The sequence below is a fragment of the Kitasatospora sp. NPDC023176 genome (genome assembly GCF_055560495.1).
The window spans coordinates 48,983-62,679 of record NZ_JBVHIP010000021.1 but is presented as its reverse complement, the minus strand read 5'-3'; the positions used below and the strand labels follow the sequence as shown (position 1 = coordinate 62,679).

The window sequence follows — 13,697 nt, the reverse complement described above, 5'->3', positions numbered from 1 at the left end:
CGGGACCGCTGCCAGGCAGCCGGCTCCTCAGAACCCGGTCGCCGGCCGGGGCGTGTACGGCGCCTCCGGGGCCGCGCGTTCCTCCCCGTCCAGCCCGACGTCCACCGCGGCCGCCACCTCGGCCGCCGCGCGGATGAACTCGCGGACGCGCTCGGTGGTGTTGGCCGGGAGCCAGACCGGGCCGCGCCGGATCGGCGGGGCGTCGTGGATGGGGACGTAGGCGAGGTCGGGGCGGGGGTAGTAGTGGCGGCAGTGCTGGCCGACGGGAAGGACTCCGCGGCCCATCGCGACCAGGCTGAGCATCTCGGAGAACGTGCTGCCCGAGGGGCCCTTGGGGACGGGGCGGCCGGACGGGGTGCGGTCGGGGGTGCGGTCCCGCTTGAAGCCGACCGAGGTCATGGACGGGTACTGGACCACCGGGTGGTCGCCGAGCACTTCGAGCGACACCGACTCCTCGGCGGCCAGCGGGTGCCCGGCCGGCACCGCCAGGGCGCGCTGCTCGGTGAGCAGGACCGGGCCGAGCGCCATGCCGTCGAAGGGGTGAGAGGCGACCAGCACGTCGATCGAGCCGTCCTCCAGGCTGGAACGGGAGTTGGAGAGCTGCACCTCCCGGACGTCCACCCGGCAGTCCGGGTGCCGCTCGCCGAACAGCGCGACCGCCCTGAGCAGCACCGGCGCCGTCCACTCCCCGAGGAACGCGACCCGCAGCTCACCGGTCACCCCCCGGCCGGCGTCCACCGCCCGGCGCACCGCCTCCTCCATCGCGGCCACCACCGGGGCGAGGTCCCCGGCCAGCTGCCGCCCGACCGGGGTGAGCCGGACGGACCGGCTGGTGCGCTCGAACAGCGGGGCCCCGATCCGGCGTTCCAGCCGCTGGACCACCTGACTGACCCGGCCGGTGCTCAGGCCCAGCCGCTCCGCGGTCCGGCCGAAGTGCAGTTCCCCGGCGAGCGCGAGGAAGACCTCGGTCTCCAGCCGCTCCAGCATGCCGCCCCCTCGAACCACGCACCGTTCCCGCATCGTTTAGTCCTGCTCAACGATCGTACGGTGATCCGCCATTGATGATCGCTCCGGGTCGGAGGATCGTTGACCCCGTCACCAGCGAACCCACACCACCGGAGCCGATCACCATGCGCGTCGTCGCCCTCGACCACCTGGTCCTCAACGTCGCCGACATCGAGCGGTCGCTCGCCTTCTACACCGGCCTCCTCGGCCTGGAGCCGGTCCGGGTCGACGAGTGGCGGGCCGGCAAGGTCTCCTTCCCCTCCGTCCGGGTCAGCCCCGAGACGATCATCGACCTGTTCCACCGCCCCCGCCACGAGTCCAACGTCGACCACATCTGCCTCACCGTCGAACCCCTCGACTGGCAGGAGGTCGTCGACTCGGGCGTCTTCACCGTCCTCGACGGCCCCGGCCCCCGCTACGGCGCCCGCGGCACCGCCACCTCCCTCTACGTCCAGGACCCGGACGGCAACACCGTCGAACTCCGCTGGTACCCCCAGGACGCCGCCGACGCCACCAGCTGAAACGGCGCGCTGCCCGCCCCGGCCCCACGGGGGAGGCCCGGGGGGCACCGGACGGCGGACCACGGAGCGCCGTCCCGAGTCGATCGGGACGGCGCTCGGCCGCGGGTGAGTCAGTCGGCCAGGGGGAGGTAGACCCGGTTGCCCTGGGCGGCGAACTCGGCGGACTTCTCCGCCATGCCGGCCAGCGCCTCGGCGTCGAAGTCGCCGGTGACGGCCGTGGAGCCGTCGCCGTGCTCGTCGCGGATCTTCTGGGAGATCTTCATCGAGCAGAAGGTCAGCAAAGGCGCCACTGCGAAGGGCTGCGTCAGTCAGGGGCGGGCCGAGGTGAAGACCTCGATCTCGCACTTCGCCGCACCGCTGCGTTTGATCCTCGCGTCGCTGGTGATCAGCGGTACGCCCAGGGCTTCCGCCAGGGCGACGTACTGGGAGTCGTAGGCGCTGAGATTGGCGTGCAGTTTCCTCACCCGGTCCCAGAACGGCAGCGTCTCCCGTTTGGCAATGGGAAGCATCCGGTATGCGGCAACCGCCCTCTCCACTTCCTTCTCGGCGAGCTTGCCGCCACGCTGCATGCCGAGGAGGGCTGACTGGATCTCGTAGTCGAGGAGGGTAGGAGCGTAGACGTCCCCAGCCTCGGCTACTCGGTTGCGGATGAGCTCTCCGTCGGAACTGTGGGCTGTGAGAGCCAGGACGAGGGCGGAGCAGTCAATGACGATCAACGCCCAGCTCGCCCTTCATCGATGGCAGCGAGGACATCGGCAGCGCTGACGCTGGCAGTGGTCTCCCGGTTCAGCCTTTCCATCATCTCCGCCATGGTGGGCCTGGAAGCCTCCCTGGCAATCAGATCCTGCATGAACGCCTGGAGCGACTTGCCGGCCTGGGCTGCGCGAACCTTCAGGGTCTGGATCTGATCGTCCGGAACATCCCGGATCGTGAGGGCAGTCATGCCTGCATTGTAGCTCCGCTATCTGCAAAATGCAGATTATGGCCGTGCCCGGGACCGGGAACGACGGAGCGCCGCCCCGAGAAGCGGCCAAGCCCCTGCGCTGCGCCTGCCGGCCATCCGGCGCAGCGTGGCGCGAAGGTCGGATGCTTCATCGCCGAAGAACAGCGAGTCGACGTCCTGGGCGGCCTGGATCGCCTGTCGGGTCAGGCCGCGGCCGACGGGCGTCAAGGCCAGGCGCAGGGCCCGGGCGTCAGTCTCGTGAGCCTGTCGGACCAGCAGGCCCCGGTCCTCCAACGTGCGCACGACCTTGGAGGTCATCATGTGGTCGGCGCCGGCCTACTCCGCGACCTCCTGCTGCGTGGGCGGCCCACCGAGGCGCTGCAGCCGGAAGCGCGCTCGCGTGCCACGCCTCGCACGCGGACTCGATGGCGTGCAGGTCGAACGTCGCTGCCGTCTTCGGGCTCCAGAGCCAGTTGGCCGGCTCGGCCAGGACGTCCTGCAGCCGCCAGCCGGTCACGACCGGATCGGTCGGGGCAGCGCCGAGACCCTGCCGCATCCGGACGGTGAGCAGGCCGCGCTCGACGAGGTCCAGAGCAACCGCGGCCAACTGCGGTACCAGCGCGCGCTGTTCGTCCCGGGTGTAGCTGCGCGGCGGCGGAGCATCCTGCGCCCCGGCCCACCGGAGATCAATTCCGTACTGCTGGACCGTTGCGGCCAAGGCAGACTGCCACAGACCGCGGCGCATCAGCGTCTGCTCGGCCGGGCTCAAAGCGTTCCAAAGCTGCGTGGCATGGATCATCCCAGGCACGGCCCCATGTCACGAGTGGATTCGTGCGCAGCAATGGCCGCTGTGCCGGACCAGTCGACCGAAGATCGGCCCACCACGCCGAAGCGCTGCTCCGGGAAGTCCTCCCGGAGCAGCGCCCGCATCGGTGCGACATCAGTCGGCCGGCGGCAGGTACACCCGGTTGCCCTGGGCCGCGAACTCGGCGGACTTCTCCGCCATGCCCGCCAGCGCGTCCGCGTCGAAGTCCGACGAGACGGCCGTCGAACCGTCGCCGTGCTCGTCGCGGATCTTCTGGGAGATCTTCATCGAGCAGAACATGGGCTGACCCTGGATACCTGCGAGGGCTAGTGCCGGCGGCGGGCTGCGGCTCGTCCGCTACGCCTCACGAGGATGAGGACCGAGCCTCCGAGGGCGATGGCGACCGCCGAGCCAACCGCGATGCCAATCGATTTGCCGGAGCCAGTGGCGGCCAGTGCTTGTCCCGCCCCCTTCGGGTGTTCGGTCGGTCCACCCTGCTCGTGACCGCCCTGGCCGTTGCCGTGATCACCTTGCTCGTGGCCGCCGTGCTCCTGACCGCCGTTACCACCTGGATGATGAGGCGGCCCAGCCGGACCAACGGGAGCGACGGGGCCGGTTGGCCCGGCAGGGCCAGGAGGGCCGGCAGGACCGGCAGGGCCGGCAGGACCGGCAGGACCGGGCGAACCATTGGCGCCGGGCGAACCATTGGCGCCAGGCAGGCCGTTAGCGCCGGGCAAGCCGTTGGCGCCGGGCGAACCATTGGCGCCAGGCAAGCCGTTGGCACCAGGCAAGCCGTTGGCACCGGGCGAACCGTTAGCGCCGGGCAAGCCGTTGGCGCCAGGCGAACCATTGGCACCCGGAGCACCAGGCGCGCCATTGGGACCGGGAGCACCCGGAGCACCCGGAGCACCGTTAGGACCAGGCGAACCGTTAGGACCGGGAGCACCCGGAGCACCCGGAGCACCGTTAGGACCAGGCGCACCGTTAGGACCGGGAGCACCCGGAGCACCCGGAGCACCGTTAGGACCAGGCGCACCGTTAGGACCAGGCGCACCCGGAGCACCCGGAGCACCCGGAGCACCGTTAGGACCAGGTGCACCGTTAGGACCAGGCGCCCCCGGAGAACCGGCAGCACCAGGGGGCCCAGCCGGGCCACTCGGACCAGCCGGGCCACTCGGACCAGCCGGGCCACTCGGACCAGCCGGGCCACTCGGACCGGGGGGGCCGACAGTGCACGCCGCCCTCGTGATGGTGTTGTCGTCCAGAGTGACTGCGCCGTTGCGCGCCAGGGCGCGGCCTTCGATCACCGAGGCGTGGTTCACGCTGATGGACGTGAGGGCCAGGATGTTGCCCTTGAAGAAGGAGTTGACGTCGATGGTGGCGGAGCTACCGACCTGCCAGAACACATTGCAGGGCTGTGCTCCGTTGACCAGGCTGACGACACTCGACGGAGCCGTGATGAGGGTGGAGCCGATCTGGAAGATGAAGACGGCGTTCGGGTCGCCCATGGCGTCGAGAGTGACGGTCCCGGTGAGGTTGAGCGACGAGCTCGCCTTGTAGACGCCAGGCGTCAGCGTCAGTCCGCCGATGTCGCCGGGAGAGGTCAGGATGGCCGTGGGGGCCCGACCGGCGGCGTCGTTGTAGGCGATGACGAGGTCGGACTGGGCCTGTGCCGCCTGCGCATCGTTGACGTGCTGAACCCCGTTCACGGCTCCAGGGGGGAAGCCCGTCACGCTGGTGCCCGGGAAGAGCCCCAGGTCGCCGTTGATGGTGCTGGGTCCGGTGTTGGTGACGGTTGAGCCCGCGAGGACCGCATAGCTGGTGTCGGTCCCCAACCCCACTTGTGCCGTTGCGGCATTCGCGGGAATCGTGGCCAGACCGGCCGACGCAAGCAACGTCAATCCGGACAGCAGGACGAACGTTCCCGCGAGTCGAGATCGTCTACGCCCTCGTTCTGGTGGAGCGGACAACATGGCATCGACTGCCATAGGACAAAGACCTTTCTTGTCGCCGCTGAACTCCGTCACCCGAAGGGGGGATTCGGAGCGCCGCTGGTGAGCTTTCGGTCCGGCCCCACCCCTCGCACTCGCGCCGGAGGCGCCACGAAGAGCGGCTGCCGGCCAGGCGAAGTGATGGGGAGTCACCGATTAACTACACCGTGCAACAACAACATAGAAAGAAGAGACTGATAAAGATGCAACGGAGTGACGCACCAGCGCCGATCGGGGAGATTCCCCCGCCTCGGCATTGGTCGTTCGCCTGTGACCGAGCGACGCGGGCATACTTCGCGTCCGCTGCCCGGGTCGCCACCGGCGCCATAGCAGTACCGTTTTTCCTCTTGGGCGCGTCCAGGCCGGTGAATCACGTATCGCCCCGTCATCCCAATCGTTGGCCCGATCATGAACGACCTAACGAATTCGCACGACGAAGTGCTCGCGTCCGCCGACAATGGCGCCAGCACCGTGGCCAGGCGCTGCCGCGCCGCAGGCGGTCTGCTCAGGGTCACACTCGGCGAACTGCGCGAGGAACTCGGCTACCGAAGACTCGGCAAGTACGTCCTGGAAGAACTGGCCGAGAGTCTTACCGAGGAGGGGCTCGGCTGGTTCCCGACCTGGCGGCTCTCCCCGGGAGAGAACAGGGAGCCGCGGCAGGAACACGACGTATGGGTATTCCTCCGGGACGGCGGCCTGCGCTGCCAGGTCATCGACGCCGTCCAGGCCCCCGACGGCTCCGACGTCCCCAGCGTCATGAACGGCCTGCTCGTCGGCCGTCCCCAGGACCTCTCCCCGGAGCACAAGCTCGGCCTCATCCGCGAAATCCTCGGACTCTGACGCACACCCGAGAAGTCCGCCGGCCGACTCCACCTGCGCACCCGCATGTTCGAGGCGCTGCGCCGGACGCCCCTTCCGGGATCCCAGAGCAGCGCCTCGGTACCTTCGGTCAGTCCGCCATCGGCAGGTAGACCTTGTTGCCGTGGGCCTTGAACTCCTCGGACATGGCCTGCATGCCGGCCAGCGCCTCGGCGTCGAACTCGGTGCCGACGGCCGTCGCGCCGTCGCCGTGCTCGTCGCGGATCTTCTGCGAGATCTTCATCGAGCAGAACTTCGGGCCGCACATCGAGCAGAAGTGGGCCGTCTTGGCGGGTTCGGCGGGGAGGGTCTCGTCGTGGAAGGCGCGGGCGGTCTCCGGGTCGAGGGCCAGGTTGAACTGGTCCTCCCAGCGGAACTCGAAGCGGGCGTCGGAGAGGGCATCGTCCCAGGCCTGGGCGCCGGCGTGGCCCTTGGCGAGGTCGGCGGCGTGGGCGGCGATCTTGTAGGTGATCACGCCGGTCTTGACATCGTCCCGGTTGGGCAGGCCCAGGTGCTCCTTGGGCGTGACGTAGCAGAGCATCGCGGTGCCCCACCAGGCGATCATGGCGGCGCCGATGCCCGAGGTGATGTGGTCGTAGCCGGGGGCGACGTCGGTGGTGAGGGGGCCGAGGGTGTAGAACGGCGCCTCGTCGCAGATCTCCTTCTGGAGATCCATGTTCTCCTTGATCTTGTTCATCGGGACGTGGCCCGGGCCCTCGATCATCACCTGGACGTCGCGCTCGCGGGCGATCCGGCCGAGCTCGCCGAGGGTCTGCAGTTCGGCGAACTGCGCCTCGTCGTTGGCGTCGGCGATGGAGCCGGGGCGCAGGCCGTCACCGAGCGAGAAGGTGACGTCGTAGGTGGCGAGGATGTCGCAGAGTTCCTCGAAGTTGGTGTAGAGGAAGTTCTCCTGGTGGTGTGCCAGGCACCAGGCCGCCATGATCGAGCCGCCGCGCGAGACGATGCCGGTCTTGCGGCGCGCGGTGAGCGGGACGTACCGCAGCAGCACGCCGGCGTGGACGGTCATGTAGTCGACGCCCTGCTCGCACTGCTCGATGACGGTGTCGCGGTAGACCTCCCAACTGAGCTCCTCGGCCTTGCCGTCGACCTTCTCCAGGGCCTGGTAGAGCGGCACGGTGCCGATCGGCACGGGGGAGTTGCGCAGGATCCACTCGCGGGTGGTGTGGATGTTGCGGCCGGTGGAGAGGTCCATGACGGTGTCGGCGCCCCAGCGGGTGGCCCAGGTCATCTTCTCCACCTCCTCCTCGATCGAGGAGGTGACGGCGGAGTTGCCGATGTTGGCGTTGATCTTCACCAGGAAGTTGGTGCCGATGATGGCCGGCTCGACCTCGGGGTGGTTCACGTTGACCGGGATGACGGCCCGGCCGCGAGCCACCTCGTCGCGCACGAACTCGGGCTCCAGGCCTTCGCGCAGGGCCACGAACTCCATCTCCGGCGTGACCACGCCCCGCTTGGCGTAGGCGAGTTGGGTGACGGCGACGCCGCCGCGGCCGCGCAGCGGGCGGCGCGGGCGGCCGGGGAAGACGGCGTCCAGGTTGCGCAGGTCGCCGCCGCGCGGGGAGGTGTGCTTGATCCCGTCGTCCTCGGGGCGCGCCTCGCGGCCGTCGTACTCCTCGACGTCGCCGCGCTGGCGGATCCAGGCGTCGCGCAGGGCGGGCAGGCCGCGCCGCACGTCGGGCTCGTACGCCGGGTCGGTGTACGGGCCGGAGGTGTCGTACAGCGGGACGGTCCGGCCGTTGGTGAGCTGCACCTCGCGGTACGGGACCCGCAGGTCGGGGCGGGATCCGTCGCGGTAGGCCTTGCGCCAGGCCGGGGTGGGGTACCCGGTGCGCTCGCTGCTGGGGGCGCTCTGGGCAGGCTGCGGCTGTGCTTCGAACGTGGTCATCTGACCTCTACTCCCTACGCCGGCATTACCCGGTCCAGGTTCCTGCGGTCGACGCAGCCGTCGGTCCGTCCGTCGACGGTCCCGGTCAGCGTCCTCTCAGCCCGGTGCTCCGAGCTCCCGCGTCGCAGGCGGTGTTGCCTGCACATGACGCCCAACACGGTAGCGAGCCGATCGCCGCAGGTCCAGACGCTCTCCGGACGGAACCGTCGGGGAACGGGCCGCGGATACGCCGAGGCCCGGCCCCCGCGGACGGGGTGCCGGGCCTTCGGAAGTGCTCCGCGCGGCGGGCGGAGCGGGGTCAGCTCTTGGCGGCCTTCTTGACCAGGATCACCACGGCGGCGGCGATGCCGACGACCACCAGCAGCTTGATCACGATGCTCAGCAGGGCGCCGACCACACCGAACACGAAGGCGATGATGTTCCAGGCCAGTACCAGGACCAGCACCGGGATGACGATGTTGCGCACCCAGGAGGGCAGCGACTTCCAGAGCTCAGCCATGTCGGTTCCTCTTCTCCCCTCGGGCCGGCTGCCGTCCGGTGGCCGCATCCCGCTTGCTTCCGATGCTTCGATCGTACGGGGGCGCAGGCGCCGGAACGAGGGCCGGCGGCCCGGAGAGAACCCCTAGATCACCCCGATCCGCACCCCCGGGAAGACCCCCGAGAAACGGCGGGGGGCGGGGTCAGACCGGCCAGCGCTCCCCGCGCCAGGCGGCGTCCCAGAACATCCACTCGTAGCGCGAGGTGGTCCCGAAGTGCTCGACCACCCGGCGCCGTTCGGCCGCCGACAGCTCCTCGCCGAGCCGGTCGGTGAGCGCCAGCACCCGGCGCACCACGGCCTGGAAGGCCTCGTCGCCGTAGGTGGCGATCCACTTGGCGTACAGCGGGTCGGGGGAGCCCTGGGCGAGCAGCGCCTCGCCGACCCGGGCGTAGATCCAGTAGCAGGGCAGCACCGCGCCGAGCGCCTCGGCGAAGGACCCGCCGTAGACGGTGGCCAGCAGGTAGCTGGTGTAGGCCCGGGTGGTGGGCAGCACCGGTTCGGCGGCGGCCTGTTCGGCGGTGCCGCCGAAGGCGGTCAGGAACTCGGCGTGCATGCCCTGCTCGGCGGCGAGCGCGCCGACCGCGTCGTCGGCGAAGGCCCGGACGTCGGCCTCGCCGGGCGCCTTGGCGGCGCAGACGGCGAGCGCGCGGGCGTAGTCGCGCAGGTAGTGGGAGTCCTGGACGACGAAGTGGCGGAAGGCCTCGCGCGGCAGGGTGCCGTCGGTGAGGCCGCCGATGAAGGGGTGGGCGAGGATCTCGGCGTAGATCGGCTCGATCGACGTCCAGAGCTCGTCGGTGAGGCTGCGGGTCATGCGACCGACCCTACGACGCGTGCGGCGCGCTCAGTCCTCCGGCGGGGAGAACACCACCAGGACTCGCAGGTCCTCGGTGATGTGGTGGAAGCGGTGCGGGGTGCCGGCCGGGACGTACACCACGGTGCCGCGTGCGACGGTGGTGGTCTCGGCGCCGACGGTCAGCTCGGCGCGGCCGCTGATCACCTGGTAGATCTCGTCCTGGTCGTGGGCGGTCTGGGTGTCGGTGTCGCCGGGGGAGAGCGCGTACAGGCCGGCGGACATCCGGGGTTCGCGCAGGAACCGCAGGTACGCGCCGTCGTTGGCCGCCCGCTCGGCGTCCAGTTCGTCCAGCCGGAACATCTTCATCGCTGCCGTCCTCCTTCACCCGTCACGCCCGGCGAACCCGCCGCACCCGTCACACTCGCCGCACCCGTCACACGGGCCGGACCCGTCACACGGGCCGGACCCGCCGCACCCGTCCTTCGGGCCCGTTCCGTCCACCTCCCGGACCAGGGGCATTCAACACCAGCTCCTCCTAGGGGAGCTTCCCCCGGGCCGGGGCGCCTGTCAGGCTTGGGCGGCATGAAGGGTTTCGTCATCAAAACACTGATCAACGCGGCGGCCATCTGGGTCGCCGCCTGGATCGTCAGCGGCATCCAACTCGCCGAGGGCAAGGCCGACTGGCAGCACAAGACGCTGACGGTGCTCGGCGTCGCCGTCGTCTTCGGGCTCATCAACTGGCTGATCAAGCCGGTGGTCAAGCTGTTCTCGTTCCCGTTGTTCATCCTCACGCTGGGCCTGATCACCTTCGTGATCAACGCCCTGATGCTGCTGCTCACCTCCTGGGCGTCGACCAGGCTGGAACTGGACTTCCACGTGGTCAACTTCGGTTCCGCGCTGGTCGGTTCGCTGATCATCAGCCTGGTCTCCTGGGGCCTGCACCTGGCCCTGGACGACGACTGACACCGTCGTGCGCGGTGTCGCACGCGGACGCGAAAGGGGTCCGTACCCGGGTGGTCCACCGGGTACGGGCCCCTTCGTCGTACCCCGGGCGCTCACCCCGCGTCGCACCCTCGCAGGATGTCCGCGAGTTGGGCGTCGAGCTCCCGGCCGATGAGTTCCTGGCCCATCGGGACCAGCCGGTCGGTGCGCGCCAGGAAGGCGAGCAGCGGGGGCGTCGGGGCGCTCAGCAGCGCGTCCCCGTGGGGGGAGTGCAGCGCGATGCGGACCTCCGAGAGCTCCTCGCCGACCGGGTGGATGTGCACGTCGCCCTCGCCGGACGGGCCGCTGAGGCCGTCCAGCAGCAGCTCGCGCGCGAACACCCAGGTGACCGGGGCGTCGCCGGGCAGGTGGAAGGTGCACCGGATCGCGTACGGATCGCCGACCTCGTACGCCAGGTCCACCACGATGCTGAAGGACAGGTCGGGCGAGACCACGAGGTTCATCACCAGGTGTCCCTGGACTGTGCTGTGCTGCATGGCGCCTGTGCCTCTCTTCTGTCCGGCCTCGGTGTGGAGATGAGGGTTCCACCGGCGGCCGGGCATGCTTTCGACGGTTTTATGCAAGCAATCCACGTTCGCTCCTCATCGTCCACGTTTGGGCGTGTGGTGGACAAGGGGTGCTTTTTCAAAGGGTGAACGAGGGGGATCATCAGGCCCGGCAAGGAGAGCGCGGAGACGGAACGGGGGGTTCAGAAGCCGAACGGTGAACGTCGGAGCGCGAACGACCGGCCCATCGCCCCCACCTCCTGGCGGAGTTGGCGGGCGACCGGCCGGCCGGTCGGTCTGCGCCCGATGGTCGACCATGGAAGCACAGCGAGGCCCCGAACGGACGCACCGACCGGGTCGGCGTTTCGACCCCGGCCCCGCGCGGGAGACTCCCGCACAACGCTCCAGCCCCGGAGGTCGCCATGGGCCCCGACAACCGAACCCCGCCGCCGCGCCCGGTGGTCAAACGGACCGCGCGGGCGATCCTGCTGGAGCTGGACCCGGACGACCCGCACGGCCCGGCCTCGATCGTGCTGATCCGGCGGGTCCGGCCCGGGGCACCGCACCCGTACTGGATCACCCCGGGCGGCGGGGTCGAGCGCGAGGACCGCACGGTGGTCGAGGCGCTGCACCGCGAGGTGGACGAGGAACTCGGCGGCAAGGTGGTGGACGTGGTGCCCGCCTTCGTCGACACCATCAGCCACAACCTCCCCCACCCTCCGGGCGGGGGGACCCCCATGGACGACGGCACCCTGCTGCACCCGCACGGGGTCAAGGTGCAGCACTTCTTCGTCTGCCGGCTGGCCTCGATGGACCTCAGCCGGCGGCACGGGCCCGAGGTGACGGACCCGAACGGCGAGTACGAGGTGGTCCGGCTGCCGTTCACCCGCGAGGGCGTGACCTCGGTGAACGTCGTCCCGCCCCGGCTGCGGGCGTACCTCGCGGCCAACATCGAGGGCATCCGCGCGCTCCTCGCGCCCGACCTCGGCTGATTCCCCCGCCCCTGGCCCGGCCGCTATCCCGCCGCCAGTTCGCCGACCAGGTCGTGCCGGATCCGCTCGGCCGGCAGGCCCGCCCGCAGCAGCACCCCGACCCCGCGCCGGACCATCGCGGGCGGGCCGCTGAGCACCGCCTCCCGCCCATCCCACGGGCCGAACCGGCCCACCACCTCGGGCAGTTCACCGGTCAGCACGCCCTCGGCCGGACCGGTGCCGGACAGCACGGGCCGTACGGTCAGCCAGGGCAGCCGCCCGGCCAGCTCGCGCAGCGCGTCCAGCTCGTACAGGCCGTCGGCGCGGCGGGCCCCGTAGAACACCTCGACGCTGCCCCCGGACGGGCCGTGCTCGGCCGCCTCCTCGACCAGGGCACGGATCGGCGCGATGCCGGTGCCGCCGCCGAGGCAGAGCAGGTCGGTGCCGGCGGTGTGGTCGACGGTCATCGAGCCGGTCGCCGGGCCCAGCCGCAGCACGTCCCCGGGGGCGGCCCGGTGCACCAGCGCGTTGCTCACCCAGCCCGCCTGGACGGCCTTGACGTGGAAGGACAGCAGCCCGTCCGGGCGGGGCGCGGAGGCGAAGGAGTAGTGCCGCCAGACCCGCGGCCACCAGGGCGTCTCCAGGCTGCAGTACTGCCCGGCCCGGAACGGGTAGGCCTGGTCCGGGCGGACGGTGAGCACCGCGACGTCCCGGGTGCGGTGCTCGTGCCCGACCACCTCGCCCTGCCACCAGGGCGGCGAGGTGCGGGCGGCCTCCTCGGCAGCCTCGATCATGAGGGTGGAGATCAGCCGGTAGGCGCGGCGCCAGGCCAGTTCGGTCTCGGCGTCCCAGCGGCCGCCCGCGTACCGGGCCAGCGCCTGCACCAGGCACTCCCCCACCGGGGCGTAGTGGCCGGTCAGGGTGCCGTAGCGGCGGTGGCCGCGGCCGAGCGCGCTCAGCCGGGTGCGCAGCGCCGCCGGGTCCTCGGCGCCGCGGGCCGCGGCCAGCAGGGCGCGGAACAGCCGGTCGCGCTGGACGTCCATGGCGGCGGGGAAGAGCGAGCGGACCTCGGGGTGGTGCAGGAAGAGCAGGGCGTAGAAGTGCGCGGTGGCCCGGTCGGCGACCGGCTCGACCACCGCGAGGCTGGCCCGGATCAGCTCGATGTCCCGTGCGGTGAGCGGGAGTTCGACTCCGGATGCGGCGGCGATCGGCACCACGGTCGGCTGCGGGCCGGGGACCGGCGCGGCGGACGGTAGCGCCGGGTGCGGCCGGGCGGCCGGCTGCGCCGCCCAGGCGTCGCTCCAACTGTCGCCGGGGCCAGCCCAGTTGAGGCTCGGGGCATCGGCGAACAGCGGCTGGAAGGAGGGCGCGGTGCCGGTGGTCGAGGGCGGCGCCGGGTAGCTGGGCGCGGGGACGGCCGGCGGCTCGGTGGGCGGGGGCGGCACGACCGGCGGCAGGCCCGGTGGCACGACCGGCGAGAGAACCGGCGGCAGGTCGGGCGGGTCCAGCGGCATCGGCGGCCGTACGGGCTCCGCGCCGGCCGTCACGACCGGCGCGGCCACGACCGCCGCAACGGACCCGACCGGCGCGTCAGGCGCGGCCGGCCGGACCGGACCGGTCGGGAAGTCGTCCGCCGCCGGCACCGGCGGGGCCGCCGGCAGGCCCGGCACGGAGGCGGCCTGCGCCGAGCCGTGCCCGGTGCGGATCAGGAGTGTTCTGCGGGACTTCACCGCAGCGTTTCGAGTACCCAAGAGAATCGTTTCGCCTCCGGCCGACCTGCGCCACCACCTGGCTGGTCTCTGCTGATGCCTAGGCAGCGTGGCACGCCCGAACTGCTCATCCGACAAATCACGCGAAGCCCGGACGGCCGGCCCGGGAA

At 71.1% G+C, this 13,697-nt stretch carries 16 protein-coding genes; 4 read left to right on the top strand and 12 right to left on the bottom strand.

The genetic code is table 11. The features are described from left to right. Nucleotides 1–27 precede the first annotated feature (27 nt). A complete protein-coding gene (locus ACZ3YL_RS26010) occupies nt 28–987 on the bottom strand; it encodes a LysR family transcriptional regulator (protein ID WP_465660011.1) in 960 nt (319 codons plus the stop codon). Nucleotides 988–1,130: 143 nt separating this feature from the next. Here ACZ3YL_RS26010 and ACZ3YL_RS26005 point away from each other — a divergent pair, with 143 nt between their 5' ends. After that, nucleotides 1,131–1,526: a VOC family protein gene (locus ACZ3YL_RS26005; RefSeq protein ID WP_188305825.1), complete on the top strand. Its 396-nt coding sequence runs from the start codon at nt 1,131–1,133 to the stop codon at nt 1,524–1,526. Nucleotides 1,527–1,636: 110 nt separating this feature from the next. Here the strand turns inward: ACZ3YL_RS26005 and ACZ3YL_RS26000 are convergent, their stop codons facing one another. The 5 genes from ACZ3YL_RS26000 to ACZ3YL_RS25980 all read right to left on the bottom strand — a co-directional run bounded on the left by ACZ3YL_RS26000 (nt 1,637) and on the right by ACZ3YL_RS25980 (nt 5,247). Next, nucleotides 1,637–1,789, bottom strand: coding sequence for a hypothetical protein (locus ACZ3YL_RS26000; RefSeq protein ID WP_465660074.1), 153 nt, complete (start codon nt 1,787–1,789; stop codon nt 1,637–1,639). A 45-nt stretch (nt 1,790–1,834) separates the two neighbouring features. Further along, nucleotides 1,835–2,242, bottom strand: a complete 408-nt coding sequence (locus ACZ3YL_RS25995; RefSeq protein WP_465660010.1) for a type II toxin-antitoxin system VapC family toxin — start codon at nt 2,240–2,242, stop codon at nt 1,835–1,837. Beyond that, on the bottom strand, nt 2,239–2,469 hold the full coding sequence (locus tag ACZ3YL_RS25990; protein WP_465660009.1) for a FitA-like ribbon-helix-helix domain-containing protein: 231 nt from the start codon (nt 2,467–2,469) through the stop codon (nt 2,239–2,241). The genes ACZ3YL_RS25995 and ACZ3YL_RS25990 overlap by 4 nt, the downstream gene beginning before the upstream one ends. Before the next feature lie 940 nt (nt 2,470–3,409). Next, a complete protein-coding gene (locus ACZ3YL_RS25985; RefSeq protein WP_465660008.1) occupies nt 3,410–3,562 on the bottom strand; it encodes a hypothetical protein in 153 nt (50 codons plus the stop codon). A gap of 38 nt (nt 3,563–3,600) precedes the next feature. Then, the gene (locus ACZ3YL_RS25980; protein ID WP_465660072.1) at nt 3,601–5,247 is read right to left on the bottom strand and encodes an ice-binding family protein; all 1,647 of its coding nucleotides are present in this window, start codon (nt 5,245–5,247) and stop codon (nt 3,601–3,603) included. A 426-nt stretch (nt 5,248–5,673) separates the two neighbouring features. On the opposite strand from ACZ3YL_RS25980, the gene ACZ3YL_RS25975 reads away from it, so the two are divergent. Beyond that, a complete protein-coding gene (locus ACZ3YL_RS25975) occupies nt 5,674–6,105 on the top strand; it encodes a hypothetical protein (RefSeq protein ID WP_465660007.1) in 432 nt (143 codons plus the stop codon). Nucleotides 6,106–6,214: 109 nt separating this feature from the next. On the opposite strand, the gene thiC is transcribed toward ACZ3YL_RS25975, so the two are convergent. From thiC to ACZ3YL_RS25955, 4 genes are all read right to left on the bottom strand, one after another. Continuing rightward, nucleotides 6,215–8,029 carry a phosphomethylpyrimidine synthase ThiC gene (gene thiC, locus ACZ3YL_RS25970; protein WP_465660006.1) on the bottom strand — a complete coding sequence of 605 codons (1,815 nt, stop codon included), beginning with the start codon at nt 8,027–8,029 and terminating at the stop codon, nt 6,215–6,217. A gap of 298 nt (nt 8,030–8,327) precedes the next feature. After that, entirely contained in the window at nt 8,328–8,528 is a 201-nt protein-coding gene (locus ACZ3YL_RS25965) for a DUF5326 family protein (RefSeq protein WP_188305823.1), read from the bottom strand. 181 nt (nt 8,529–8,709) lie between these two features. Continuing rightward, complete coding sequence (gene tenA, locus ACZ3YL_RS25960) at nt 8,710–9,378, bottom strand: thiaminase II (RefSeq protein WP_188305822.1); 669 nt, start codon at nt 9,376–9,378, stop codon at nt 8,710–8,712. A gap of 30 nt (nt 9,379–9,408) precedes the next feature. Further along, nucleotides 9,409–9,726, bottom strand: a complete 318-nt coding sequence (locus ACZ3YL_RS25955; protein WP_188305821.1) for a cupin domain-containing protein — start codon at nt 9,724–9,726, stop codon at nt 9,409–9,411. Nucleotides 9,727–9,942: 216 nt separating this feature from the next. Between ACZ3YL_RS25955 and ACZ3YL_RS25950 the strand changes: the two genes are divergently transcribed. After that, nucleotides 9,943–10,323 (top strand): phage holin family protein, encoded by a 381-nt coding sequence (locus ACZ3YL_RS25950; RefSeq protein WP_188305820.1) that lies wholly within the window; start codon nt 9,943–9,945, stop codon nt 10,321–10,323. A 92-nt stretch (nt 10,324–10,415) separates the two neighbouring features. Here the strand turns inward: ACZ3YL_RS25950 and ACZ3YL_RS25945 are convergent, their stop codons facing one another. Beyond that, a complete protein-coding gene (locus ACZ3YL_RS25945) occupies nt 10,416–10,805 on the bottom strand; it encodes an SsgA family sporulation/cell division regulator (protein WP_465660071.1) in 390 nt (129 codons plus the stop codon). 464 nt (nt 10,806–11,269) lie between these two features. Here ACZ3YL_RS25945 and ACZ3YL_RS25940 point away from each other — a divergent pair, with 464 nt between their 5' ends. Next, entirely contained in the window at nt 11,270–11,839 is a 570-nt protein-coding gene (locus ACZ3YL_RS25940) for an NUDIX domain-containing protein (RefSeq protein ID WP_188305819.1), read from the top strand. Nucleotides 11,840–11,862: 23 nt separating this feature from the next. Here the strand turns inward: ACZ3YL_RS25940 and ACZ3YL_RS25935 are convergent, their stop codons facing one another. After that, nucleotides 11,863–13,548, bottom strand: a complete 1,686-nt coding sequence (locus tag ACZ3YL_RS25935; RefSeq protein ID WP_317621149.1) for a globin domain-containing protein — start codon at nt 13,546–13,548, stop codon at nt 11,863–11,865. Between the last annotated feature and the right edge of the window lie 149 nt (nt 13,549–13,697).